Source organism: Oscillospiraceae bacterium (assembly GCA_022483045.1).
In the GTDB taxonomy this organism is placed as follows: Bacteria; Bacillota; Clostridia; order Oscillospirales; family Acutalibacteraceae; genus Caproicibacterium.
In genome coordinates, this window is the sequence record JAKVOA010000002.1 from 13885 (window position 1) to 38021 (window position 24137).

General features: G+C 48.0%; 28 protein-coding genes and 1 pseudogene. 19 read left to right on the plus strand and 10 right to left on the minus strand.

Annotation, left to right across the window (positions count from 1 at the left end; genetic code table 11):
- Positions 1-13 precede the first annotated feature (13 nt).
- From LKE53_08775 to LKE53_08820, 10 genes are all read right to left on the minus strand, one after another.
- Positions 14-1732 (minus strand): phosphoadenosine phosphosulfate reductase family protein, encoded by a 1719-nt coding sequence (locus LKE53_08775; protein ID MCH3972835.1) that lies wholly within the window; start codon positions 1730-1732, stop codon positions 14-16.
- A gap of 43 nt (positions 1733-1775) precedes the next feature.
- Positions 1776-1988: a helix-turn-helix transcriptional regulator gene (locus LKE53_08780; GenBank protein MCH3972836.1), complete on the minus strand. Its 213-nt coding sequence runs from the start codon at positions 1986-1988 to the stop codon at positions 1776-1778.
- A gap of 653 nt (positions 1989-2641) precedes the next feature.
- A complete protein-coding gene (locus tag LKE53_08785; GenBank protein MCH3972837.1) occupies positions 2642-2992 on the minus strand; it encodes a hypothetical protein in 351 nt (116 codons plus the stop codon).
- Between the two features lie 33 nt (positions 2993-3025).
- Positions 3026-3601, minus strand: coding sequence for an MBL fold metallo-hydrolase (locus tag LKE53_08790; protein ID MCH3972838.1), 576 nt, complete (start codon positions 3599-3601; stop codon positions 3026-3028).
- A gap of 422 nt (positions 3602-4023) precedes the next feature.
- Positions 4024-4485: an IS5 family transposase gene (locus tag LKE53_08795; protein MCH3972839.1), complete on the minus strand. Its 462-nt coding sequence runs from the start codon at positions 4483-4485 to the stop codon at positions 4024-4026.
- A complete protein-coding gene (locus LKE53_08800; GenBank protein MCH3972840.1) occupies positions 4451-4651 on the minus strand; it encodes a hypothetical protein in 201 nt (66 codons plus the stop codon). The genes LKE53_08795 and LKE53_08800 overlap by 35 nt, the downstream gene beginning before the upstream one ends.
- 155 nt (positions 4652-4806) lie before the next feature.
- Positions 4807-7089: an AAA family ATPase gene (locus LKE53_08805; GenBank protein MCH3972841.1), complete on the minus strand. Its 2283-nt coding sequence runs from the start codon at positions 7087-7089 to the stop codon at positions 4807-4809.
- 39 nt (positions 7090-7128) lie between these two features.
- Complete coding sequence (locus LKE53_08810; GenBank protein MCH3972842.1) at positions 7129-7341, minus strand: helix-turn-helix domain-containing protein; 213 nt, start codon at positions 7339-7341, stop codon at positions 7129-7131.
- 17 nt (positions 7342-7358) lie between these two features.
- Positions 7359-8009: a hypothetical protein gene (locus tag LKE53_08815; protein MCH3972843.1), complete on the minus strand. Its 651-nt coding sequence runs from the start codon at positions 8007-8009 to the stop codon at positions 7359-7361.
- Positions 8002-8904, minus strand: coding sequence for a hypothetical protein (locus LKE53_08820; GenBank protein ID MCH3972844.1), 903 nt, complete (start codon positions 8902-8904; stop codon positions 8002-8004). The genes LKE53_08815 and LKE53_08820 overlap by 8 nt, the downstream gene beginning before the upstream one ends.
- A gap of 293 nt (positions 8905-9197) precedes the next feature.
- Between LKE53_08820 and LKE53_08825 the strand changes: the two genes are divergently transcribed.
- The 19 genes and pseudogenes from LKE53_08825 to LKE53_08915 all read left to right on the plus strand — a co-directional run bounded on the left by LKE53_08825 (position 9198) and on the right by LKE53_08915 (position 24129).
- Positions 9198-9710, plus strand: a complete 513-nt coding sequence (locus LKE53_08825) for a sigma-70 family RNA polymerase sigma factor (protein MCH3972845.1) — start codon at positions 9198-9200, stop codon at positions 9708-9710.
- Between the two features lie 296 nt (positions 9711-10006).
- Positions 10007-10345 carry a DNA ligase gene (locus LKE53_08830; protein MCH3972846.1) on the plus strand — a complete coding sequence of 113 codons (339 nt, stop codon included), beginning with the start codon at positions 10007-10009 and terminating at the stop codon, positions 10343-10345.
- Positions 10335-11474 (plus strand): DUF2800 domain-containing protein, encoded by a 1140-nt coding sequence (locus tag LKE53_08835; protein ID MCH3972847.1) that lies wholly within the window; start codon positions 10335-10337, stop codon positions 11472-11474. Before LKE53_08830 ends, LKE53_08835 begins: the two co-directional genes overlap by 11 nt.
- Positions 11467-12033: a DUF2815 family protein gene (locus LKE53_08840; protein ID MCH3972848.1), complete on the plus strand. Its 567-nt coding sequence runs from the start codon at positions 11467-11469 to the stop codon at positions 12031-12033. The genes LKE53_08835 and LKE53_08840 overlap by 8 nt, the downstream gene beginning before the upstream one ends.
- Positions 12034-12053: 20 nt before the next feature.
- Positions 12054-12236: a hypothetical protein gene (locus LKE53_08845; GenBank protein MCH3972849.1), complete on the plus strand. Its 183-nt coding sequence runs from the start codon at positions 12054-12056 to the stop codon at positions 12234-12236.
- Positions 12237-12295: 59 nt separating this feature from the next.
- Positions 12296-14284: a DNA polymerase gene (locus LKE53_08850; GenBank protein ID MCH3972850.1), complete on the plus strand. Its 1989-nt coding sequence runs from the start codon at positions 12296-12298 to the stop codon at positions 14282-14284.
- Positions 14285-14370: 86 nt separating this feature from the next.
- Positions 14371-15159, plus strand: coding sequence for a phage antirepressor (locus LKE53_08855; protein MCH3972851.1), 789 nt, complete (start codon positions 14371-14373; stop codon positions 15157-15159).
- Between the two features lie 86 nt (positions 15160-15245).
- Positions 15246-15575, plus strand: coding sequence for a hypothetical protein (locus LKE53_08860; GenBank protein MCH3972852.1), 330 nt, complete (start codon positions 15246-15248; stop codon positions 15573-15575).
- Positions 15575-17848 carry a phage/plasmid primase, P4 family gene (locus LKE53_08865; protein ID MCH3972853.1) on the plus strand — a complete coding sequence of 758 codons (2274 nt, stop codon included), beginning with the start codon at positions 15575-15577 and terminating at the stop codon, positions 17846-17848. The genes LKE53_08860 and LKE53_08865 overlap by 1 nt, the downstream gene beginning before the upstream one ends.
- Before the next feature lie 141 nt (positions 17849-17989).
- Positions 17990-18271 (plus strand): VRR-NUC domain-containing protein, encoded by a 282-nt coding sequence (locus LKE53_08870; protein MCH3972854.1) that lies wholly within the window; start codon positions 17990-17992, stop codon positions 18269-18271.
- On the plus strand, positions 18252-19628 hold the full coding sequence (locus LKE53_08875; GenBank protein MCH3972855.1) for a DEAD/DEAH box helicase: 1377 nt from the start codon (positions 18252-18254) through the stop codon (positions 19626-19628). Before LKE53_08870 ends, LKE53_08875 begins: the two co-directional genes overlap by 20 nt.
- A 54-nt stretch (positions 19629-19682) precedes the next feature.
- On the plus strand, positions 19683-20138 hold the full coding sequence (locus LKE53_08880; protein ID MCH3972856.1) for a hypothetical protein: 456 nt from the start codon (positions 19683-19685) through the stop codon (positions 20136-20138).
- Between the two features lie 129 nt (positions 20139-20267).
- Positions 20268-20615 carry an HNH endonuclease gene (locus LKE53_08885; protein MCH3972857.1) on the plus strand — a complete coding sequence of 116 codons (348 nt, stop codon included), beginning with the start codon at positions 20268-20270 and terminating at the stop codon, positions 20613-20615.
- 118 nt (positions 20616-20733) lie between these two features.
- Positions 20734-21285, plus strand: coding sequence for a P27 family phage terminase small subunit (locus LKE53_08890; protein MCH3972858.1), 552 nt, complete (start codon positions 20734-20736; stop codon positions 21283-21285).
- Positions 21286-22542: a site-specific DNA-methyltransferase gene (locus LKE53_08895; protein ID MCH3972859.1), complete on the plus strand. Its 1257-nt coding sequence runs from the start codon at positions 21286-21288 to the stop codon at positions 22540-22542.
- Positions 22543-22663: 121 nt separating this feature from the next.
- Positions 22664-23374: a virulence protein gene (locus tag LKE53_08900; GenBank protein MCH3972860.1), complete on the plus strand. Its 711-nt coding sequence runs from the start codon at positions 22664-22666 to the stop codon at positions 23372-23374.
- Positions 23358-23591 (plus strand): annotated as a pseudogene (locus LKE53_08905) (DUF4314 domain-containing protein). Before LKE53_08900 ends, LKE53_08905 begins: the two are co-directional and overlap by 17 nt.
- Positions 23584-23760: a DUF5049 domain-containing protein gene (locus LKE53_08910; protein MCH3972861.1), complete on the plus strand. Its 177-nt coding sequence runs from the start codon at positions 23584-23586 to the stop codon at positions 23758-23760. Before LKE53_08905 ends, LKE53_08910 begins: the two are co-directional and overlap by 8 nt.
- 141 nt (positions 23761-23901) lie before the next feature.
- Positions 23902-24129, plus strand: coding sequence for a hypothetical protein (locus LKE53_08915; protein ID MCH3972862.1), 228 nt, complete (start codon positions 23902-23904; stop codon positions 24127-24129).
- The last annotated feature ends 8 nt before the right edge of the window (positions 24130-24137 follow it).

The following is a 24137-nucleotide window of genomic DNA, read 5'->3' on the forward strand; positions in this document are numbered from 1 at the left end:
TCCTAATTTCCTCCTAATCCTTCGTTCGCAGGTATTTGTCCATCATGCAGCCGCCGCGTAAATATTTGGCTGTCACGCACATTTTGCAATGCACACATTTGTTTGGATCAATGTGATAACCATCTTCCGAAATGGAAATTGCTCCGGCTTTACACAAAGACTCACATTTAAGGCACTTCCTGCATGCATTGAATTTTCTGACCTGATAGCTGACCATATGCTGTAAGCCATCATGACTTTGCACATTCATCGTGCGGACTTTCACCGCATGCTCATATCCATCCTGTTCAAATGGCTGTACCGACAAAATTGCCACATTAGATTTAACATCAAGAACAAGTACTTCATGCAGCAATTTCTGACCCAGCTCCGGTGCCACTCGTCCAAACGGAGTCAACATATTCAAAAACTCATCATCCATTGGTCGAACCAGACGATATATCTTTGCATGCTCCTCAGTTGTGCAGTTTGTAAAACGGATCTTTACATCGCCTGCCGCAGCCAGGCCATTGCCGCCCTGCCTTGCTTTCCAGGATCCGGAATCGACGTATTCCTCTGCATCGTGTTTTCCAATTTTCTCGGCAAACTTAATGAGAAATTCACGCCATTTCTTTGATTTCTCCGGCATGTATATCCTCGATAGGAACTGTGCTCTCTGGTTATTATTTGGACAGCACCAGCACCCTACCCGATCATACCCCAGACGATAGGCATCATTAAAATCAATCTTCTCAGACAGAATGTAAAGCCATATATCCATATCCTTCCAAAAGAAAATCGGCGAAGCTACTGTCTGCTGTTGGATTTTGACAGATTCCGCATCATCTTCAATCCTGTTATACTTGCTTCTCGCAACTGATTCGGATTTTCTGATTCCGTAGAAAGTCAAAATCTGCTGGTTTCGATAGAGTCCATTTATTACCCTTGTAATTGGGCCAGTCTTAAACATTGAGCAGCACCACCGCATCATGCGGGCAGGCGGCCCTATATCCTCACATACATCTTGGAAGACCTGTTCGTTGTTCTTCGCAACTTTGAATATGGCCTGCGGATGGTTCTTACGGTATCGCTCTGCATACTTAATCGTAAGCGGGAACTCAAGTGTCGTATTGCCAAAAATATGAACTAGGCTCGGATCGCTTAACGCTTTAATCGCGAGGTCAGCAGTTACCGTTGAATCTTTGCCTCCAGAAAAAGACAATACAATATTCTCTTCCGGGAACATTTCTGCTGACTTTTTTATAAATCGATGTGCCTCGTCAATTAGGTAGTCAAGTCGCGTCCTATTAGCTTCCGTGAAGGCCTGAATGTTCTTCTCAAAGTACTCGTGAGGATTATCATCCTTGTACTTCTGAAGTTGTTTAATATAGCCATCGGCATTAGCCTCCTTAAACAATTTGCTCGGCAAAGCTATCGCCTTACCATTAATGTAGTATCTATTATTTGCTGCCCATACAGAATCTCCCGCCCACTGATAGGGTTTCTTTTTCAGCAAAATCTCAATCATAAGTCTTTCCTCCGGAAATACAGGACGGATATCCGCGGTCATATATTTCATCGGTTTACCACATTGAGGACAGATTCCCTTGTCTGCCTGAGTGACTTCCTGCATCACCGGAACATGGCAGTTTTCACACCAATAAACTTCTGTTGGTATATCTCCGACTGTCTCTTCTCCGCAGATGGGGCAGTTTTTTTCATTTGTCTCTATATTGCAATTCTTACACCACACGTCATCCGCTCCTCATGACTGCATTAACCTATCCATTGGCATTTTATTCATCCTCATCACGGATACAGGTGACAATATCCTCAAGCTGGCAATCAAGAGTCTTGCAGATTTTATCAAGAACCCTCGTGGATACATCTTCTTCCTTTCCCATTGCAGCTATGGCATTTGTTGAGATATGCGCCTGCTTGTGCAGGTCTGTTCTGTTCATTTTCTTGTCAATAAGAAGTTTCCATAATTTATCGTAATTCATAGCCATTGCGATTTCCTCTTTGATTCAGATGAATGTAGCCTATACATATATTTAGTTTAGCATAATCAGCAACATCCTTCAAGATATTCTTGAATTTTTCAATATCTTCTATCTAATGTGTGACAAAGCGATTTCGATTCTGCCCACGCCAAGCATTTTCACTAGCGCATAGAAGAAGTTCAGATCTTATCATCAATTCACATAGCATATTACTGTGCGAGCAATACATGTGTAACCACATGCTGCTTTTGCAAGCTCATTTGGGAAGCCCCAAGTCTCTTGATCAGCACCGGAAACGGTGCTGGCTGCGCGTTCTTACCGAACGCTTATGATGCGACTTCATCCGATGTGATACGTACAGTTTACCATTGTTTCAAGAGCATAAGCCTGCAGATTGTACACATTTAAAAGTACATGGTGATACTGCATGGTTTTGAATCAAAATACCGTGCGCCTGGAAATTTTTTCTGTCCTACCGATGCCCTGTATGGTACACTGTTCTCAAGCAGTAATTCACTTTCGAGATTGTCATTCTCTGTCTATCACTGTGCCGATTCCGGCATCTTTTCCTGATCACATTCAAATCAAGAGGAGCTTACATGTCCGCGTCAAGAGATTTTATGTTGATCGACCGCAATTACTTCAACGTGCTTCAATCTTCAGTATTCTCCGTCACCGTTCAATCCAGGAACACTGGTCACTACTGGCACATCGTACCCTTCGAATACGTGCCCGGAAAAATCAGCTGCATCATCTATCATAACCATCACTATGGGATGGATTACCACGCCCGTGGGCACGGCGGATCCCTGCAGGATTGCCTGATTAAAATCATGAGCCATGACACTTATCAGTTGCGCAAAAACGAGGAAAGGAAGCTTCGGATTCGGGAAAGAATTGAAAACAAAAGCAGACTGTAACTGCACCGCGCCATAACTTTTGCAAGGTAAAAATGAAGCTCGGATGATCAGCGACTGTACCGACATCGGGGCAGAAACATCTGTATTCAAGCAATAGCTTTTTTTCTCTGCATCGGATCAGCATTAAATATCTTCCGATGGATAGTGGCTGTAATATATTTTCTTCACGCCCATGCTTTTCAGCCTACTTGCGCTTTCTTCAAGGACACGATTCTGGCAGTAAGGCACCTGCTCAAATGGACAGAAATCGCCGACGAATGCCGCCTGTTCCTCATCTAAAATCAGTGACACGCTATCATCGGAATGTCCTGGTGTCGGGATGATTTCGCCACTGATTCCGATCTGGCTCAGGAAATTCCTGCTGTCTGAGCAGTTCAGGAAAATCGCTTTTCTTTCATCCACAGGCGTGAAGCGGTGCCTTCTTTCCTTCTTGAAAACTGCATCCGACTGATGCACAAAATCCTTCTGCACATCCATAATTAGAAGCGCAACTCCCATCTCCATTAGATCTGCCGCTATCCCCATATGATCCGGATGGTAATGGGTGATCAGAAGATACTGGATATTCTTAATGTTGATTCTTCTGCCCTTCAGACACGCGAAGAAGACCAGCAGCGAGCCCGTCCAGTCTGTGTTAATCAAGATTTTCCTGCCGATCAAAAAACTTCTGGTTCTTCCGTAAAGCAGTTCTTCTATCATAATGATTTTATGCTCGCAGTCTCAAAAAGAGTGTCCTATAGCTTCTTTATTCGTTGCCTTCGCCATCAGCATAACATGATCATCTTCTGGTGAACAGTACTCAGAAATATGCGATTGAACGCCTGCCGTTTTCTACGCCACCGAAATCTTCCAATTCACGAACCAGAAGCCATTTTCCTCATAATACAGCTCAACCTGCTGTCCCAAAATCCGCAGACATAGCAGATTCCAGCGCCGCCTGCACGAAGGCTGGCGCACTGATCCACACGGATTTATGCGGTCGATATCGTAATCCTCTGCCGTCCTCCCAGATAAGCTTTAGCGGCTTCATCTTGCCGTCAGAGGAGAAGTCGGCGATCACCTCCTCGACAGCTATATCTCCTGCGCGTGAGAACTCAGCATCACGCCGGGGCGGTCTGGACCTAGCATATCAACTCTGCTGCCTGATCAACATCGTGAACATTGGCTGCGGTTGCCGTAATGGTATGGATATATCCTGTTCCCGCGTCCACGCCGGCATGCATTTTCATGCCGAAATGCCACTGATTTCCCTTTTTGGTCTGATGCATTTCCGGGTCACGTTCGCGGGAAGCATTCTTGGTTGAGAAAGGCGCCGCAATGATGGTGGCATCCACAATGGTACCGCCATGTATGATTCTACCGCACTTTTCAAGCCCATTTTTGATTGCATCAAAGTACAGTTTACCGATTCCGTTTTTCTCAACTAGATGGCAAAAATGCAGCAGAGTTGTTGCATCTGGATCCTGTTCTTCCAGAAAGTTGATGTCCATGAACTTGCGCATGGCATAGCTGTCATAGATGGCATCCTCCACCCCTTCGTCGGACAGATTAAACCAGCAAATACATCCGCAAGATGGTTTCAAGATCTACCGGTGGACGGCCTCGTTTACCTTTCGGATAATAGGGCTCAACAAGGGCTACCCATTCATCCCAAGGGATGATTTCGTCCATAATTTCAAGAAATTCTTCCTGCTTTGTTTTCTTCTTTCGGTTGGAATATTCAAAATTGCTCAATGTCTGCTGCTTCATTTGTTGATCCCGGCTTTTGTTTAAGATACATTTATTTTACCATATTATCAGGGTGTAGTCAGCAGACACCAATTAAATCAGTGTGTCCTTAATATTTTATCAATCATTTTCTGCATTTACATTGAACCTCACTCACATTACAACTCTGGTCTCCGTTATTCGGTTTCATTCATCATCATTTTGTAGTGCTGGCTCTGGCCCATCACGTCAAAAATGATGCGGAACACCTCTCTGTACTGTTCACAGCTTATGCTCTCATCCACAAAGTGGAGCCCGTCGTTGAAGGAATCTGCTCGTTGAATATAGGAAAGCATCGCCTGCGCCAGATGGTATTTCGTATAATCCGGTACGCTGCCTTCAGCCTCTTTTGTTATTTGTTTTTTCACGGCACTAAGTACCGTTGTACTAAGCGTCTTGCTGTCATATCCGCAAAGTTGTAGGAAGTAGTATTCGAGGATTCTCCGGATCACGTTCATAAGCGGAATTGGAACGTCCAGTTTCTCATATTCACGCCATAGTGCCGCGTAGGAATTTTGAACCGGATTGTAATTTCTATCCTTCTCAGATATCTTCGTGGCTTCAATAACGCACTTTTCAACGGTAGATATGTTGTTTTTCTTATTTACTTTGAAGAAGTTCACATACCTATAATGGCTCACCTGGTTGTAAGTAATCTCTCTATGGAAGAAAGCGTTATGCGTCAGGATGAACAGTTGCTGTATGTACTTACCCTTATATTCATGACCTTCCAACCGGATGTTATTGCTGCAGACACCGATCATCTCACGCACGAGAGCGCTAACGATAAAGAGAGCGCTGGAGTCCATGCTGGAAACCGGATCATCGATTACCACGATCTTGTCCTTGCCAGAATCCGTTTCTGACTGGCTTCCGCGTACCAAATGGTAGAAGTACAGGAACGCGATGAAGTTGCGTTCACCCTCGCTCAACTTATCGGCAACTTTGCCGTTTTCACGGATAACCTCATATGTCCCTTTGGTGCCAGCCTTCTCCCGGAGCCAGAATCCTTCGAACCCGGAATCTTTCAAATGGGCATTTATGCTATCGACAGTCGCTGCCGTGTTTATAACTTTCGCATTGAGCGTGTTAATCTCGGAAGTGAGCGCCTTATATTTTTCCCGTAGTTTCTTTACCTTTTTATCCAGAGTCTTTATCTCAGACTCAATATCTGCCTTACTCTTCAGATAGGCTGCGACATTGTCCTTAAGAAGGAATGCGATCTCCTCCCAAACCATATTGAAGCATTCAAGCTGCTTATCATGTTTTGTAGCGACAATATCATTGTTTTCCTGAATCTGTTTGTTGATATCAACGATGAGACCGTCGATGTCAGTAACAATGACATCAGTATCCTTAAGGCTGATAATCTGACCCGGAGTCGCCCGTTTTTGTGCGATCAGCTGCTCATTCTCTGTAACAAGAGTCTTCAACTGTGCAATCAGCTTTTCGTATTCTGCAGTTTTCACTTTGGGAAACACATCGTTCAGATTATCTTTCAGGAGTGTGATCAGCGCCTGCATCTTCTCCGCATAAGCAGTCTCGAACACCTCCAGTGCGTCCAATGCCTTCTGATAACCCTCGTCAAAAGCCTCTGCTATATCCTTCTCGAAGTTGGCGGGCAGGTCTCCTTGGCAGAATGGACATTTCCCTTTGGAATGGCCTATGTAATCAGCATGGCCTTGCTTCACCCACTCGGTTGCATTGAGTGCTCTCATGAACTTTGCAAATTGTGTCTCGCTCCTGCTGGTGACTTCTTCTCCTAGATAGCTTGCTCCGGAAAGGTCATATTTGCCCACAAGATCAGCGGATGTCTTAAACAACGGATATTTCTGCGCATTCGGATCGTAAGCAATATCGTATAGTTTCTGAATATCTTCCTTCTTGTGTTCAACAGCAGTGTACTTTCCGGACAAGACTTCGTCCGTGAACTGTAATTTCTTTTTCTTGCCGCCTTGAGTCTGTTCAAAGCTTTTCCTGATATCTTCTGCATTATTCCAGCAAGCGGTTTCAAAGGTATCTTTTAAAGGCGTGAGCTCACCGCTTTTCTTGTCGCGGTCTTCGACAGCCTGCTTGCCGTCTGTTATTAAGGTCTTCCTCTCTTCGGCCTTATCATCAATCTGCTGCCTTATGTTGGCATTTTTTTCGCTCAGGGTAAATACACCCTTGAGATCTCCATAATTAGCTAAATTGCGATTTATGAATTCCTGATTATAAACAAGAATTGTGTAATCAGCAGGATTGATACCTTTCTGCCATTCAAGGCACTCAGGCTTTCCGAACGCATTAGCAATCGTTGTCTTGCCGGCACCGTTTTTGCCAAAGAAAAAATTGATATATGTCGGCTCTACTGTCTCACCGTGAAACGTGGCAGCGTCAAGTTTTATCTTTTCAATTAAAGACGTCATCTTTTCTGTCATAGATATTCTCCTTCTGCCACATTATTACCATATGACATTTTAATTTGAAATCTTCCCGCTGCGCAACCACGCGTCTACTTCCGAAATCCTGAATTTATATCGTTTGCCAGCTCGATAGAACGGCAGCTTGCCATCCTTGATCCAGTTTCTGACCGTATCAGCACTAACGCTCAGATGCTCAGCGATATCTTCAAGATTCACCCATTTTTCCGGTGTTGCTTCTGATGTGATGTTTTCTATTTCATTATCCATGATTATCCTCCATAACTTCAGTGTGAATCACCCATGTTAAACACCGGGATATGAACTCTGGCTTCAAGAAGCTCCTGTATCAGGTTGCATCTCTTAATAGACCAGTGAGTTCTGTTCATTTCATTAAATCTGTTGTCACCGACGAGCTCCAGCTCTTCGAGACGCTCGTTCAGACACTGCTGCGGAATATCTATCTTGTAGCCGCAGTAGTATACCTTTACATCGTTGTCGTAAACCTTGATGTCCGAAACGAACCCATATATCACTTTCTGATCTTCATCGGCTTTTCCGTAGTTCCGGTTTTCCGCCATAAAAAGCGATGGCATCGTTTTTATCCACTCTTTGTTCTCCGGCGTCAGCGGCGAGAACTTTTTCATTGTCTTTTCCGACATCAGGTGGGTTAGTGCTCTGTCGCGTGGAACCTTAAAATAAGGCTTGTCGAATTCCTCTGTGCCGATCACGAAGATGTTGTAATATTCCCGGTCAACCCTGACAGGCACATAGAAATTGCCGCCGAAGTATGGCATTACAGCCATCTGCTGCTGAACCGTCAGGTTAACAGTTCCGTGATTCGGTATTGTAACATTATTGTTTCCGGTCTGAACCACCTGCGGCTGCCCGGAGATTGTAAGCCCAGTCGTGGATATCACTTTTACTTCGTCACTCATCCGAGCCACCTCCTCGCTTGCCTATGGTAAGGTTTAACGTTCCGTAATTCGGAATGACTGCATTACCGCCTCCATTCTGCTGAATGAATAAGGGATTGTTGATTACCTGCTGCGAAGGTGGAGGAGTTTCGGATTTCTGTTCTTCTGTAGCAAAGCCAGCAGACCGGGGCTCTTCATCGCTATTATCGCGGACTTGTTCATCGGGTCCAGATAAAGAAGGCATATATACACTCATATGCGCAGTGATCCGTCTCCCCATATTACCTAAATACGTTCTCGAAGCACCGCCGTTCTCCGGACACCAACCGTCGTAGGTGTTCTTACCGACGGTATTGTCCTTCCGATACACAACCACATAATGCCAAACCCCGAGCAGAAATGCCGGGAAACAGACTTTTTGAAGGCCGCCAAGTGCAGCCTTCTTTATTTTGCCGCCGTCCTCACAAACGAAGAATTCATCATTGGGATTGATGCTGTCGTCCTGCTGTATCAGGTCTATCAGAGCTTTTACCAGCCGGACGTCTTTTTTCACGCTGGTGCCTGTTTCAAGAAACTCGGATATAAATTTCAACATGGCCATGAGTGCATTCGGATATTCATTCTGGACACGCTTGTCAAAGGTCTCTATTTCCGGAGTATTACCAAACGGCAAATAATAGCCGGTTGATGTTTTACAGGATTTAAAATCGTTTGTCTTTCCTTTGAGGGCTCCTTCTTTAGGCTCCTGGTAGTCGGGATTGATAACTTTGATCAGCCCGATCAGGACTTCCGGATCAGAGAGGCCATCTCTCTCGCCTTTGTAATGCTGCCTTGCCTTGACGCGCTGCTTCAAAGCCTGAAGAACCAGGACGAAGAAGGTGCCTCCGCAAAGCCGTGAATTTTCATCTGCTGTCACTGTTTTTCTCCCCAAATTGTCAAGTCGAACCTAAATGACCTTACGAACTATAGCAGCCGACCTACCGAACGATTGAATAGCTTTTGTGAGAAATCACAGGGGCTATTTTTTTCAGGAATCGACTCGGATGACAGGACCTGTGGTTCATGGTGATTCAAAGTAATTCCAACTAATTCCTATTATATCGAGATCATCTGAAAATATCAATTGCTTTCTATAGATAGGCGATTGACAAACTATGAATTTCCCTCTGCGATTGCTCACAAATCTGCAAATCACAGGAGGAAATTTAAATGAAAAAAGATGTAAACCACAAGACCTATTTTATTTATCTTCGTGATATCAAAGCAAAGGTACCTGTTACAAAAGAGCAGCACGACGCTTTTTATAAGGAAGCGTCCCGCATCCGCAAGAAGGAGCAGTATCACCACCGCTGCATGTGTCCATATCGCTTTATTTGGAAGTGCGATGGCGATTGCATCGGTTGTGAGTTCTATGCAGCGGGCGACACCTTTTCATTGGATGTTCCAAATTCAGACGGTAATGGCAACATGTACGACTACATACCTGATAACCACAAAGCTATGGACGAAGTAATCGCAGACCGCATGCTACTGGAGCAGCTCTTTTCCAGGTTGCGTGAGCTCGACCCTGATGCCAACCGCATCATTCAGCTTTGGAAGGACAACCCCGAGGGTATCTCCGACCGTAAGATTGCGGAAACTCTCGGCAGACCACAACGAACTTTCGCTGATCAAATGAAAAAGTATCGCACAGATCTAAGAAAGATCAGTGGTAATAAGTAATTCCAATATCATAGTCTTTTCCGGCCATTGTCCTACTTTAGGATAATGGCAGTTTTTTTATCTTTTCTCCGCTCAAATCGTCTGCTCATCTCCAGTGGAAAGTGAAGGCAAGAGAAAAACAAGTCCTTCCGAAAGCAAGGTGAACGAAATGTACGGAAACTACAACAATTCCGGCGGCAATGTATCTGAAGAAATTCAACTTTTGAATTCTATCAGTCGTGTATCTGCCAGACTGGCGAGAAACCTCTCACTTTTCACCAGACAAAGACAATCCGAGGAAAGAAGGAAAAAGTCCTATGGGAAAAATGAACGAAATGTCACAGGCCATCGCAGACCTGCGTAGTGCTACTGCCACTATTAGCGATGTTGCCAACTGGCTGACTCAGCAGTTCTCCGGTGAAGATGATTCTAAGCAACAAATTCCAAAAAGTACTATTAAAGAGGAGCCCATACCGAAACCGATTCTCACGCTGGAGCAGGTACGTGCGGTTCTCGCCGAGAAATCTCGTGCCGGACATACCGCAGAAATCCGCGAACTTCTGAAGAAGTATGGTGCCAGCAAACTCTCGGCAGTCGACCCGGCAAACTACAAAGCCCTGATGAAGGACGCGGAGGTACTCGGCGATGGCAAGTAAGGCACACGCTGTACTGTCTGCATCCTCATCCGACAGGTGGCTCCACTGCCCGCCATCAGCAAGGCTTTGCGAAACCTATGAGGACAAAGGCAGCAACTACGCTGTAGAAGGAACCGACGCACACTCGCTCTGCGAGTTCAAGCTCCGAAAGGCACTCGGACAGCCTGCCAAAGACCCGACCGAAAGCCTCAGCTTCTACAACGAAGAGATGGAAGACTGCGCAGCCGGGTATGCCGCCTATGTCATCGAACAGGTCGAAGCTGCAAAGGAAACCTGCCCTGACCCGGTCGTGCTGGTTGAACAGCGAGTAGACTTCTCCCGCTGGGTGAAACAAGGATTCGGAACTGCCGACTGCCTTATTATCGCAGACGGCACACTCCAGGTACTTGATTTCAAATACGGCCTCGGCGTGCTGGTTTCCGTCGAAGAGAACCCGCAGATGAAATGCTACGCCCTCGGTGCGCTGGAACTTTTCGACGATATTTACGACATCGAGAAAGTCAGCATGACGATCTACCAGCCGAGGCGCGACAACATCAGCACCTTTGAAATTTCAAAGGTGGATCTCTACAAGTGGGCAAACAAGGTCCTCAAGCCGACCGCAGACCTTGCTTTTGCCGGAGACGGGAACTTTCTCTGCGGCGAATGGTGTGGATTCTGCAAGGCAAAAAACGAGTGCCGCGCCAGAGCTGAAGCTAATCTCAAAATGGCAAAGTATGATTTCAAGTTCCCACCGTTGCTTTCAGATACAGAAATTGAGGCCATTCTCTTTCAAATCGACGAACTGGTGAACTGGGCATCCGACATTAAGAATTACGCACTCCAGCAAGCCTTAAGCGGCAAGGAGTGGAAGGGTTTTAAGCTTGTCGAAGGCCGCTCGAACCGCAGGTATTCAAACGAAGCCGCTGTCATCGAGACCGTCAAAGAAGCAGGATACGACCCATACGAAAAGAAGCTGCTTGGTATCACCGCTATGCAGAAAATGCTCGGAAAGAACCGCTTTGAGGAGCTTCTTACAGCCTACATTGAGAAACCACAGGGCAAACCGACACTCGTGCCGGACAGCGACAAGCGCCCGGCCATGAACACAGCAAAAAATGATTTTATGGAGGAAAAAGATTATGAGTAAAAGAATCGCTAACCCAATGAAAGTTATCACCGGCCCCGATACCCGCTGGAGTTATGCCAACGTGTGGGATCCGAAATCCATCAATGGTGGTACCCCAAAGTACAGTGTCTCGCTCATCATTCCGAAGGCCGATACCAGGACACTTGCCAAAATCAAGACCGCCATCGAAGCCGCCTACAAGGAAGGCGAAGCAAAACTTAAAGGCAGCGGTAAGACCGTACCGGCGCTTTCCGCAATCAAGAGCCCTCTTCGTGACGGCGACACGGAACGCCCAGATGACCCGGCTTACGCGCATGCCTACTTCATCAACGCAAACGCTGCGTCTGCTCCCGGCATCGTGGATGCAGATGTGAATCCAATTCTGACCCGTTCTGAAGTTTACAGCGGCGTTTATGGCAGAGCCAGCATCACCTTTTACGCTTTCAACTCTTCCGGTAACAAGGGAATTGCCTGCGGTCTCAACAACCTGCAGAAAATCCGCGACGGAGAACCGCTCGGCGGCAAGGCAAGCGCTGAGGAAGATTTTGCAGCTGACGACGATGAGGATTTCCTGAACTGAGAAAGGAACGGTGAAAATCTATGACAACATTACAGGCGATCTTGGTAATCATCCTGCTCATCATCTGCCTCTGCTTCAGCATTGCGTTTCTGATCAGTGCAGTTCAGGATGCAGTGTACGACCGCAGGCGTGAGAAGCGTGAGCAGGAACAGGCTGCCCGTGATCTGGAATATCACGAAGCGCGTATGAAAGCTTTAAAATAAGCAGATGTCAGGCGGCAGGGATTCCTTCCTTGCCGCCTGTTTAAATTGAGGTGAATGTATTGAACGACATATCCATAGATATCGAGACCTACAGTGATGTAAATCTTGCCAAATGCGGTGTTTATAAATATGCGGAGTCTCCGAACTTCGAAATTCTGCTATTCGGCTATGCAGTCGATGGCGGCAAAGTATCTGTCATTGACCTTGCACAAGGCGAAAAAATTCCGCCGGAAATTTTTGATGCCTTGACCGATGATTCCGTCATTAAGTGGGCATTTAATGCAAACTTTGAACGGATCTGCCTGTCCAGCTACCTTGCGGGCCTCGGTGTCAGTCTTGATCCGTTTCATGATAATCATTTGCTCTCAACAGAGATGGCGCAGTTTCTGAATCCGGAAAGCTGGCGCTGTTCCATGATCTGGTCCGCCACAATGGGGCTTCCGCTCTCTCTAGAAGGCGTCGGCAGCGTCCTCGGCCTTGAAAAGCAAAAGCTCACCGAGGGGAAAGAACTCATTAAATACTTCTGTCAGCCATGTACTCCGACGAAAGCAAACGGCGGCCGCACACGGAACCTGCCGTCCGACGCGCCGGACAAGTGGACACTGTTCAAGAAATACAATAGGCGGGATGTCGAAACCGAAATGGGCATTAAAGCAAGGCTCGCGAAGTTCCCGGTTTCGGGCTCTGTCTGGGACGAATACCACATCGACCAGGAGATCAATGATCGCGGTGTCCGGCTTGACATAAATCTTGTGGAAAAGGCCATCAAAATGGATGCCCGTTCCCGCGGCGAGTTGACTGCAACCATAAAAAAAATCACATCGCTGGATAATCCGAACAGTGTCCAGCAGATGAAACAGTGGCTCTCGGATAATGGCCTTGAAACTGACAGCCTCGGCAAAAAGGCCGTTGCGAAACTCTTGAAAACTGCTCCTCCGGAGCTGCAGACGGTTTTGAAACTTCGGCAGCAGCTGGCAAAATCTTCTGTCCGGAAATATCAGACCATGCAGAAGGCTGTCTGCAAGGATGGCCGGGCGCGCGGCATGTTCCAATTCTACGGTGCCAGCCGAACCGGTCGCTGGGCAGGCAGGTTTATTCAGATGCAAAACCTCCCGCAGAATCATCTCCCCGATCTGGCTGAAGCCCGTGCTCTTGTGAAGTCCGGCAATTTTGATGCTGTCAAAATGCTGTATGAGGATGTCCCGGATACTCTGTCTCAGCTCATTCGTACAGCCTTTATCCCGAAGGATGGCATGCTCTTTTATGTAGCTGACTTTTCAGCGATCGAAGCCCGTGTCATCGCATGGTATGCCGGAGAAACATGGCGGCAGAAGGTATTTGAAGATGGTGGCGACATTTACTGTGCTTCCGCATCCCAGATGTTCCATGTTCCGGTTGTGAAACACGGCGTCAACGGACATCTCAGACAAAAAGGCAAAATTGCAGAGCTCGCGCTCGGATACGGAGGGTCCGTCGGTGCTTTAAAGGCAATGGGAGCTATTGAAATGGGACTCAAGGAAGATGAGCTTCCTCCTCTGGTTGACGCCTGGAGGCAGACAAATCCGCACATCGTGGAATTCTGGTGGGATGTCGACCACGCGGCTATGGAAGCAGTTAAGCATAAGCACACGACTTCCAGTTATGGGCTGACCTTTTCCTGCAAATCCGGAATGCTCTTTATCAGACTTCCCTCCGGCAGGAACCTTGCCTATGTGAAACCGCGTGTCGGAACAAACAAGTTCGGCGGCGAATGCATCACCTATGAAGGTGTCGGTGCTACGAAAAAATGGGAATGGCTCAGCTCCTACGGTCCGAAATTCGTAGAAAATATCGTGCAGGCAACGTCCAGAGACATCCTCTGCTATGCTATGAAGACGCTCCGCTGCTGCTCGATTGTCATGCATGTCCATGATGAGCTGATCATCGAAGCAGATCCGGACGTATCTCTTGAAGTGATCTGTGAACAGATGGGACGGACTCCGCCGTGGGCGAAAGACTTAAAACTCCGTGCCGATGGTTACACCACCCCGTTCTACAAAAAAGATTAAAAATAATCCGCTCAAACCGGACATTCATCTCCAGTGGAAATTAGAGGTGGGCGCCTTTAGTCCATCCCAGAAGGGATGAAAATTATATGACAAACGAAGTAACAACATTTACAAACTCAGAGTTCGGTTCTATTCGTACCACGACGATAGATAACGAGCCGTGGTTTGTGGGTAAGGATGTAGCGGAAGCCTTAGGATACAGCAATCCTCGTAAAGCACTGATTGACCATGTGGATGATGACGACAAGGGAGTAACGAAATGTGACACCCTTGGTGGAGAACAGCAGATGACCGTAATTAATGAATCTGGTCTGTATTCTCTGATTCTCTTCAGCAAACTTCCTTCAGCAAAGCGCTTCAAAAAGTGGGTAACATCTGAAGTACTACCTTCAATCCGTAGACATGGTCTCTATGCGATTGATGACATTCTGGCTGATCCTGATCTTGCCATTGCTGCGCTGCAGGAACTCAAAGCTGAACGTGAAAAACGTAAGTCTCTTGAAAACACGGTTGCCGTGCAGACACAGCAGATTGCCGAAATGAAACCAAAAGTCAGCTATTACGATGTCGTTTTGAACTGCAAGGATCTCGTGGCCATTTCGATTATCGCCAAAGACTATGGTTGGAGTGCCAAGCATATGAACAAGTGGCTGCACGACAAGGAAATTCAATTCAAACAGCCAAGTGGAATCTGGCTCCTTTATCAGAAATATGCCGACAGAGGATACACGTCTACCAAAACCACTACCTATTCCGGTTCGGATGGAGAAGTGCATACTGCCGTTCATACTTATTGGACCCAGTCCGGGCGTCTCTTTATTTACGACCTTATGAAAGCTGGCGGGAATCTTCCACTCATCGAACAAGGGAATTAAAAATAATCCGCTCAAATCAGACGTCCATCTCCAGTGGAAATTAGAGGTGGGCGCCTTTAGTCTACCCAGAAATGAGGTTTAACGCGATGTATGAAGTGAAAGAAAAAAGAAGAACACTCGAGGACGGTACTGAGATTACAATCTACAGCCGCGACGTCGTAAGCTGCAATATTCTCGAAGTGGAAGCCGGTACCACAGGATACAAGGGCGGCGATACCGGCCACGGTGGACGCACTTACTTCAGGATTGAAGACGCAGGCGGCACGGACGTGACGGTCAATTCCTATGTGAATAAGTTCGGCTGCAGCGGATTTGAAGTCATTCTCGGTGGCGACTGCGAACTTGAAACCATGATTCGCGCCCTAAAGTTCATCACAAAGGTACTGGAGCAGGAATCGGAGGAGGTGTACGACTGATGTTTACCCTCTACAGTTCAGATTTAATTGGGAACCCAAGCAACTGCTCCTATCCTCACAAAAATGTAATTATTAATGCCGACAGTCTAAAAACCGCCGTCTGCCATGACTATGTCTGTGCAGAATATAAAAACCACTACAGGAATGGTGACAACTTTATCTCCGCTGACTGCCTTCCGGTAGACTGCGACAATGACCACTCGGAGAATCCGAAAGACTGGGTTACCCCAAAGAATGTCATGGACGCCTTTCCGGGAGTCAGTTTTGCCGTTCATTACAGCCGTTTCCATAAACGTGAGAAAAGCGGAAAACCCGCGAGGCCGAAATTCCATGTGCTTTTCCCGATTGACCGCGTGACCGATGCCTCACTCTACAGCGATATGAAGAAACTGGTCAATTCCATCTTTCCGTATTTTGATACAAAAGCTCTGGATGCAGCGCGCTTTTTCTTTGGTACAGCGGATTCCAATGTCGAGCTCTATCCCGGCCGCATGAATCTTACAGAATTCCTGAACGGTGAGGATTTTGACAAGAATCTGTCCGGCGGCTATGAAAAGGATTCTGTTATCCCAGAAGGCAGCCGCAACGCGACGATGTCCCGCTTTGCCGGTATTGTCATTAAGAAATACGGTGATACAGACACTGCTTACCAGAGCTTTCTTGAAGAAGCTGCAAAGTGCAATCCACCACTTGAAGTCGGTGAGCTTAACACAATCTGGCACAGCGCCCAGCGCTTTTATTCCAAGATTAGCAAGGAGAATGGCTACGTTTCTCCGGAAGTTTACAACGATGAAAACAGCTATAAGCCGGATGATTTTTCCGACGTCGGTCAGGCCGAAGTGCTCGCAAAGTACTTTTCGAACGAGCTCCGCTACTCCCCAGCCACGCATTTCATCCGTTACAGCGGCCACTACTGGCAGGAAACGGAGCCGGGTGCGCAGGCAGTCGCGCATGAATTGACCCGAAGGCAGATGAAGGAATCAGAAAAAGGCATGATGGAAACCTTGAAAAAGCTGAAGGACACCGGTGCCCAGGACATCCTCGACAATACATCAAAAACAAAAGCCGCGCAGCTCATGAGCAATGAGCAGATGCAGGCTTATCAGAATTTTCTCACCGCAAAGGCCTATCGGGATTTTGCAATCCGCCGCCGGGATTCCAAGAATATCACCGCAACGCTGAAAGAATCGCATCCGATGCTGGAAATCTCGCCGCGGGATTTGGACGCAGACTGCTTTCTTCTCTGCACGCCGGAGGCGACTTATGACCTCAGAAAAGGCATGGCCGGTGCGCGGGAACATTCAGCGGATGACTTTATCACAAAAATTACGTCCGTCTCGCCCAGTTCGAAAGGCGAAAAGCTCTGGCTGGACTGCCTTGACCTCATTTTTCAGAAGAATCAGCAGCTTATCAATTACGTCCAGATGATCTGCGGCCTTGCCGCTATCGGAAAAGTCTATGTGGAAGCACTGATTATTGCCTATGGTGACGGACGGAACGGGAAGTCAACCTTCTGGAATTCGGTGTCCCGTGTGCTCGGCCTTTACAGCGGAAATATCTCCGCCGATACCCTGACCGTCGGATGCCGCAGGAACATCAAGCCGGAAATGGCTGAGGTCAAAGGAAAACGGCTTCTCATTGCTGCAGAAATGCAGGAAGGCGCGAGACTCAATGACTCAACAATCAAACAGCTCTGCTCTACGGATGACGTATTTGCAGAAAAGAAATACAAAGACCCGTTCTCTTTCAAGCCCTGCCATACTCTCGTACTCTATACCAACCATCTGCCGCGTGTCTCAGCATCGGATGATGGTATCTGGCGCAGGCTTATTGTCATTCCGTTTGGTGCCAAGATTGAAGGCAATACCGACATCAAGAATTATGGCGAGTATCTCTATGAAAACGCTGGTGGAAGCATTCTGGCTTGGATCATTGAAGGTGCAAAGAAAGTAATCGCGCTCGACTACCAGATTCCAGTTCCCGACTGTGTGGCGAAAGCCATCAATGAATACCGCAGTCAGAATGACTGGTTCGGGCATTTTCTTGAAGATAAATGTGAAGCCGGCCCTTCATTTAAGGAAAGCTCCGCGGCCCTGTACCAAGCGTACCGGAACTATTCTCTCGACTGTAACGAATATGTTCGCAGCACTGCGGATTTCTATTTTGCTCTGGAGAAGGCTGGATTTGAACGGCTGACGCTGAATCGAAAACGCTATTTTAAGGGCCTTCGCATTCGTGAGGATACCGGCGCCGAGGAGGATTTTCTGAAATGAATGGCACCGATGACAAGGTGTATCAACCTCTCTGCACAGACTTTTCTATAGGCCATAAAAAATCATATAAGAAAAAGTTCGTGCAGCTACCTTGATACACCTTGCACTTGGCCTATTTCATGCAATTATAGAGGTCTTTGAATGAATGAAAAACAGATAGAAAACAAATTAACGCTGGCAGTTAAAAAGGCAGGCGGTATTGCGCCAAAGTTCGTGTCTCCGGGTTTTGCGGGAATGCCAGACCGCATCGTCTTATTACCTGATGGCCTTATCGCCTTTGTGGAACTGAAGGCACCCGGAAAGAAACCGCGCCCGCTCCAGTTGGCAAGGCACCGGCTGCTTCGGTCGTTGGGCTTTAAAGTATATGTGATCGACAGCGTAAAGCAGATTGGAGAGATGCTGGATGAACTTCAAGCCACATGATTATCAGAAATATGCTATAGACTATATCGAAACGCATCCTATAGCTGCGGTTCTCCTCGATATGGGCATTGGCAAAACTGTAATCAGCCTGACGGCCATCGAAGACCTGTTGTTCGACAGTTTTGAAGTTCACCGGGTCCTCGTCGTCGCACCGCTCCGCGTCGCCCGCGATACATGGCCCGCTGAAATCAAGAAATGGTCGCACCTTAAAGACCTGACCTATTCTGTTGCAGTAGGAAATGTAAAAGAACGCCGAGTTGCACTGACGTCCTCCGCAGATATCACCATCATCAATCGTGAGAACCTTGAGTGGCTGATTGAAGACAGCGGATTCCCATTTGACTTTGATATGGTCATTCTTGACGAGCTCTCTTCCTTCAAAAATCATCGGTCGAAACGCTTCCGTTCCATGATGAAAGTAAGGCCCAAGGTAAAACGTATCGTAGGACTTACCGGTACCCCTTCATCAAATGGCCTTATGGATCTCTGGGCGGAGTTCCGCCTTCTCGATATGGGCCAGCGCCTTGGACGGTTCATTACCCAGTACCGCACAAATTACTTCATGCCGGATAAGCGAAACGGTGAGATCATCTACTCTTATAAGCCGCTGCCGGGCGCGGAGAACACCATCTACCGGGAAATTTCGGATATCACGATTTCCATGAAGTCGACGGATCACCTGAAGATGCCAAAGCTCATCAGCAGCGAATACGAAGTCCGCCTGTCCGATGAGGAACAGAAACGGTACGACAGCCTGAAGAAGAATCTGGTTCTGCAGCTTCCAAGTGGCGACATCACAGCCGCCAATGCCGCGTCCCTCTCCGGAAAGCTGTGTCAGATGGCCAACGGTGCCGTTTACTCTAACACTGGCGACATCGTTCACATTCATGACCGAAAGCTGGACGCGCTGGAGGACCTGATCGAAGCGGCAAACGGGAAGCCTGTGCTGGTGGCCTACTGGTTCAAGCACGACTTCGCCAGAATATCCGAGCGGCTGCATAAGCTCCACATCCCGTTCTCCTGCCTTAACACTTCCGGCAGCATCCGCAGATGGAACAACGGCGAGCTTCCCGTGGCCCTCGTGCATCCCGCTTCTGCCGGGCATGGGCTGAACCTGCAAAGCGGCGGCTCCACGCTCATCTGGTTCGGACTGACATGGTCGCTGGAGCTCTACCAGCAGACAAACGCAAGATTGTGGCGGCAGGGGCAGACAGCAGGAACCGTGGTGATTCAGCACATCATCACGAAGGGAACCATCGACGAACGCATTCTGAAAGCCCTCTCGCATAAGAACAACACACAGGCAGCCCTGATCAACGCTGTGAAGGCGGACCTGAAAATCAGAGACAACTTTTGACAATCCGTGCCAATCCGAGTGAAACTTTCAATTCATCTTTACGGAGGTACGGTTATGCAGATAGCATGGAAATACCTGAATAAAAGGGCTGCCGCCTTGGATGCCCTCAAGGACTACGGCAACATGCAATTCATTCTGGAACACACGCCCGACAACATCCGAGCGGAGCATGAAAAGATGGAGAACGTCCGCAGTCCCAGTTTTGATAGGATGCCGCACGCCCATAACCCGCAGGCCTGTGAGGAACGCATTTTAAACGGCATCGAGGAAATCGACGTGCTAAAAGAGCGGTACTGGCAGGCGCTGGAGTACATGGCGTGGTTCCAGCCAGCGTGGGAAAATCTGACCGAGGGTGAGCGGTATGTGCTGAAAGCGTTTTACCTTTCCAACGGAACAGATGAACCCGTTGGCACAGTCTGTGAACACTTCAGCATAGAGCGTTCCTCCGCCTACAACAAAAAGAACCGCGCGCTGAAGCATCTGGCGCTGCTGCTGTACGGAAAGCAGTAAAGTGAGTAAAATCGTGGACGACTTTCCCGTTTGAGTGTGCTATACTAATAGCATAGAGAACTGAAAAGGTGAAAGCCATCGAGGAGAAATCCCCGGTGGCTTTCTTGATACCCATGAGGAAGTGAATGAATGCCATATAAACCAAAACGTCCGTGCCGTTACCCCGGGTGTCCACGTCTAACTGACGGTACCTACTGCGAAGAACACGCGAAGCTTGTGCGGCGGCACTACGAACAGTTTACCCGAGGTTACTCCACCAGCAAGCGCTACGGCAGAGCGTGGAAGAAAATCCGTGACCGTTACGTCCGCAAGCATCCGCTCTGTGAGCAGTGTTTGAAGGAAGGACGCTATGTTGCAGTCGAGGAGGTCCACCACATCATTCCTCTCTCCGAGGGAGGTACAAATGACGAATCAAACCTGATGAGCCTTTGCCGCTCCTGCCACGAGAAGATTCATAAGCAGCGTGGTGATAGATGATTTTTGGCGGGTGGGGGCGGTCAAAATCATGAAACACTCCTTCAGCGGAAAGCGCCGTCCCCTCACACGCGCGAAAAAAGCATATTCAAAAGGGTAATAAAAGAAGGCGGTGAGAAAGATACCAACAAAATCAAATAATACCGGCGGCCGCGGCGGCAGACGTTCGGGTGCTGGACGCAAAAAATCTGCAGTATCCGAGAAAGCCGCGAACGGAAATCCGGGCGGCAGACCGCTTGAGGTGCTGGATATCCCGGAGATGGAAGGTGCCGACATGCCAGCACCGCATGACTTTCTTTCTGCCAAGCAGCATGACGGCTCGACGCTCGAAGCCGGTGAAATCTACCGGGAAACCTGGGAATGGCTCCAGAGAATCGGTGTCGCGCAGAAGGTTTCGCCGCAGCTCTTGGAACGCTACGCTATGTGCTCCGCAAGATGGATTCAGTGTGAAGAGATAACAACGAAGCTCGGATATCTTTCAAAGCATCCGACGACTGGCAAGCCGATCCCTTCTCCCTTCATTAACATCGGCATCAACTACATGAATCAGGCCAACCGCCTATGGGATGAAATCTTCCAGATTGTGAAGGAGAACTGCTCAACAGAATACGGCGGCCTCAATCCGCAGGATGACGTCATGGAACGGCTGCTCCGCGCCAGAAAGGGAATATAAATGGATACAACCAAATTTGAGCAGGTACCGATCGATAAACTGGTGCCCTATGCCCGGAATGCGAGGACGCATTCAAAAGAACAGATTGCGCAGCTGAGAGCCAGCCTTCGGGAGTTCGGTTTTGTCTCTCCCGCCGTCATCGACAGCAAATACAACATCTTGGTCGGCCACGGCAGAGTGCAGGCGGCACGTGAGGAAGGCTATACCACCGTTCCCTGTGTCTTTGCCGAAAACCTGACGGATGCTCAGAAACGGGCCTATATCCTCGCGGATAACCAGCTCGCGCTGAATGCCGGGTGGGATGAAGAAATGCTGTCGGTTGAATTATCTGATTTACAGGATCAGTCCTTTGACCTTTCTCTTCTTGGCTTTGACAGCGACGAGCTCGAAAAGCTGATGAACGACGACTCCGGAAAAAACGTCGAGGACGATGACTTCAATCTTTCCGCTGCACTTGAGAAAGCGTCATTTGTGGAACGCGGCGACATCTGGACAGTTGGAAAACATCACCTCATGTGTGGTGATGCTACTTCGGCGGATGACGTGAACACGCTCATGGGCAACAAGAGGGCCAACCTCATCGTAACCGACCCGCCTTACGGAGTTTCCTTCAAAACCTCGGATGGTCTCACGATAGAAAACGACAGTCTGAAGGGCGGGGAATTCTATAACTTTCTGCTCTCCGCTTTCAAAAACATGGCTGACCATCTCGAAAAAGGCGGCGCGGCTTATGTGTTCCATGCGGATACGGAAGGCCTGAACTTCCGAAAAGCCTTCATTGATGCAGGCTTTCACCTCGCGGGTGTCTGCATCTGGGTAAAGAACAGTCTCGTACTCGGCCGCTCCGACTATCAATGGCAGCACGAGCCGATTTTGTATGGCTTTCTGCAGAATGGAAAACACCCGTGGTACGCTGACCGGAAGCAGACGACCATCTGGAATTACGACAAACCAAAACGAAACAAAGATCACCCGACTTCCAAACCGCTCGACCTCCTCGGCTATCCGATCCAGAATTCCAGCCAGGAGAACGCTGTCATCCTCGATACTTTCGGCGGTTCTGGTTCAACGCTCATGGCCTGCGAAAAGCTGAATCGGATCTGCTACATGATGGAACTTGACCCGAAGTATGCCTCTGTTATCCTTCGCCGGTATGTAGAGGATACGAATGATGCCGGGGATGTGCATGTAGAAAGAAATGGCGAGAAGATTCCCTATTCCAACCTCGTAAAAGACGTTGAAACCGAGGGTGTATAACACACAAATTTCATCCCGGTAATTCGGCGATATTCTACAGCACAAAATGCCCCAAATTGCTTGATAAATAAGGCCTTCTGAGTGATAGATGTACATACCAAAACGAAGGAGGCAAATACCAATGAAAGTAGATTACAACGTAACAGGAAAAGACAGGAAGTCCTTAGTCAACGTCATTGCCACGCTTACAGGAAAAAAGGCAGAATACCTCGGAATGCCAACGGCATCCTACAAAGTCGGCTGCTTCACAGTCGACCGGAACGGAACACTGGAGTTTGACGACAGGGCTGACAGCAAAGGAACCGAGGACCTTATCAAAGAGCTTGACAAGCGCGGCTTCACTGCCAAAGTTGGGGAAACGTCCGGAGAAGAGTCTGAAACGGCGGATGGCGCCGAACAGGGCGAAAACATGGGCCTTACAATTTCGGTTCCACTGGCGGCGGTCTCAACCGGCAACCTGACAAACCTGCTCAAGGCGAAAGGTGCGCTTATCAAGAAGGCGCTTGGAATTGACGACATGCCGGTTGAAATCGGTGAGAATAAAGTTTCATTCCCATGGTTTCCGGAAATGCCGGGATCGGATGCATCCAAAGCATACGCCCATTTCATTGCCGCTCTCTGCAAACTCTCGAAAGACCAGAAACGGGTAAGCAGTACCGAACACCCGGCCGACAACGAGAAATACGCATTCCGCTGCTTCCTTCTGCGGCTCGGATTCATAGGACCAGAATACAAGCAGGAGAGAAAGATTCTGCTGAAGAACCTGACAGGAAATTCGAGTTTCAGGAACGGGGCGAAAAAAGAGGCCACTGACGATGAAATTTCCGAATAAAGAAACGGCTGAAAAGGTGAAGCGGCAGTTTCCAGTGGGATGACGCGTGGAACTCCTTCGGATGGACGATGCTCAGGCACCGCCCATCGGCATCAGAGGAATAGTCACTGGAGTCGACGACACCGGCTCCCTTCTCATAAACTGGGATAATGGCTCCAGCCTCAATGTAATTTACGGCATCGACATCGTGCGGAAGGTGGTGGATTCCGATGACTGAGAAAATTAAGGAACAGATTCTCGCGATTCAGAACACCGGCCTTACAAATATGTTCGACGTAAACGCCGTCCAGCGCCTTGCCTACAAACGTGATTTCTATGAGCTGGTGTTTTTCCTTGAGGAACACCGCAAGGAATATGTGCATTTCATTCTCACAAGCGAAGCGTAAACTACACAATTTTACCGTTCCTAAAAGGCTTGACTTCTCGCATAGAATTCTCCGGAATCCACTTGCTATTCGTTCCCTTCAGAGTGATATATGTATATGCAAAAAGGAAAACACATCTGAATAAAACGGAGGGAAAAGACCATGTGGAGCAAAGGAAGCCTAAAAATCGGAAATCACATCATTCACTACTGGGTCAAGCACTACGAGCAGGGCAGCCAGTACGGAATTGAAAACGAAGGCAGAATCTCGAAGCTCATGCTGAAAGAAAACGGTGCGGTCATTGCCAACTACGACCGGGGCTGGGATATGGAACCGGAAACGGAAGCCGCGCAGCTTGCCTATGCGATTTTGGTAAAGAAATATAACTGAACATGAAT

What these genes read in the sequence shown, in the direction of transcription:
- LKE53_08780 (MCH3972836.1), bottom strand. Translation starts at nt 1,988, where the DNA reads ATGGCTATGAATTACGATAAATTATGGAAACTTCTTATTGACAAGAAA.
- LKE53_08790 (MCH3972838.1), bottom strand. Translation starts at nt 3,601, where the DNA reads ATGATAGAAGAACTGCTTTACGGAAGAACCAGAAGTTTTTTGATCGGC.
- LKE53_08800 (MCH3972840.1), bottom strand. Translation starts at nt 4,651, where the DNA reads ATGAAGCAGCAGACATTGAGCAATTTTGAATATTCCAACCGAAAGAAG.
- LKE53_08805 (MCH3972841.1), bottom strand. Translation starts at nt 7,089, where the DNA reads ATGACAGAAAAGATGACGTCTTTAATTGAAAAGATAAAACTTGACGCT.
- LKE53_08810 (MCH3972842.1), bottom strand. Translation starts at nt 7,341, where the DNA reads ATGGATAATGAAATAGAAAACATCACATCAGAAGCAACACCGGAAAAA.
- LKE53_08815 (MCH3972843.1), bottom strand. Translation starts at nt 8,009, where the DNA reads ATGAGTGACGAAGTAAAAGTGATATCCACGACTGGGCTTACAATCTCC.
- LKE53_08825 (MCH3972845.1), top strand. Translation starts at nt 9,198, where the DNA reads ATGAAAAAAGATGTAAACCACAAGACCTATTTTATTTATCTTCGTGAT.
- LKE53_08830 (MCH3972846.1), top strand. Translation starts at nt 10,007, where the DNA reads ATGGGAAAAATGAACGAAATGTCACAGGCCATCGCAGACCTGCGTAGT.
- LKE53_08835 (MCH3972847.1), top strand. Translation starts at nt 10,335, where the DNA reads ATGGCAAGTAAGGCACACGCTGTACTGTCTGCATCCTCATCCGACAGG.
- LKE53_08840 (MCH3972848.1), top strand. Translation starts at nt 11,467, where the DNA reads ATGAGTAAAAGAATCGCTAACCCAATGAAAGTTATCACCGGCCCCGAT.
- LKE53_08845 (MCH3972849.1), top strand. Translation starts at nt 12,054, where the DNA reads ATGACAACATTACAGGCGATCTTGGTAATCATCCTGCTCATCATCTGC.
- LKE53_08855 (MCH3972851.1), top strand. Translation starts at nt 14,371, where the DNA reads ATGACAAACGAAGTAACAACATTTACAAACTCAGAGTTCGGTTCTATT.
- LKE53_08860 (MCH3972852.1), top strand. Translation starts at nt 15,246, where the DNA reads ATGTATGAAGTGAAAGAAAAAAGAAGAACACTCGAGGACGGTACTGAG.
- LKE53_08865 (MCH3972853.1), top strand. Translation starts at nt 15,575, where the DNA reads ATGTTTACCCTCTACAGTTCAGATTTAATTGGGAACCCAAGCAACTGC.
- LKE53_08870 (MCH3972854.1), top strand. Translation starts at nt 17,990, where the DNA reads ATGAATGAAAAACAGATAGAAAACAAATTAACGCTGGCAGTTAAAAAG.
- LKE53_08875 (MCH3972855.1), top strand. Translation starts at nt 18,252, where the DNA reads ATGAACTTCAAGCCACATGATTATCAGAAATATGCTATAGACTATATC.
- LKE53_08880 (MCH3972856.1), top strand. Translation starts at nt 19,683, where the DNA reads ATGCAGATAGCATGGAAATACCTGAATAAAAGGGCTGCCGCCTTGGAT.
- LKE53_08885 (MCH3972857.1), top strand. Translation starts at nt 20,268, where the DNA reads ATGCCATATAAACCAAAACGTCCGTGCCGTTACCCCGGGTGTCCACGT.
- LKE53_08895 (MCH3972859.1), top strand. Translation starts at nt 21,286, where the DNA reads ATGGATACAACCAAATTTGAGCAGGTACCGATCGATAAACTGGTGCCC.
- LKE53_08900 (MCH3972860.1), top strand. Translation starts at nt 22,664, where the DNA reads ATGAAAGTAGATTACAACGTAACAGGAAAAGACAGGAAGTCCTTAGTC.
- LKE53_08910 (MCH3972861.1), top strand. Translation starts at nt 23,584, where the DNA reads ATGACTGAGAAAATTAAGGAACAGATTCTCGCGATTCAGAACACCGGC.
- LKE53_08915 (MCH3972862.1), top strand. Translation starts at nt 23,902, where the DNA reads ATGTGGAGCAAAGGAAGCCTAAAAATCGGAAATCACATCATTCACTAC.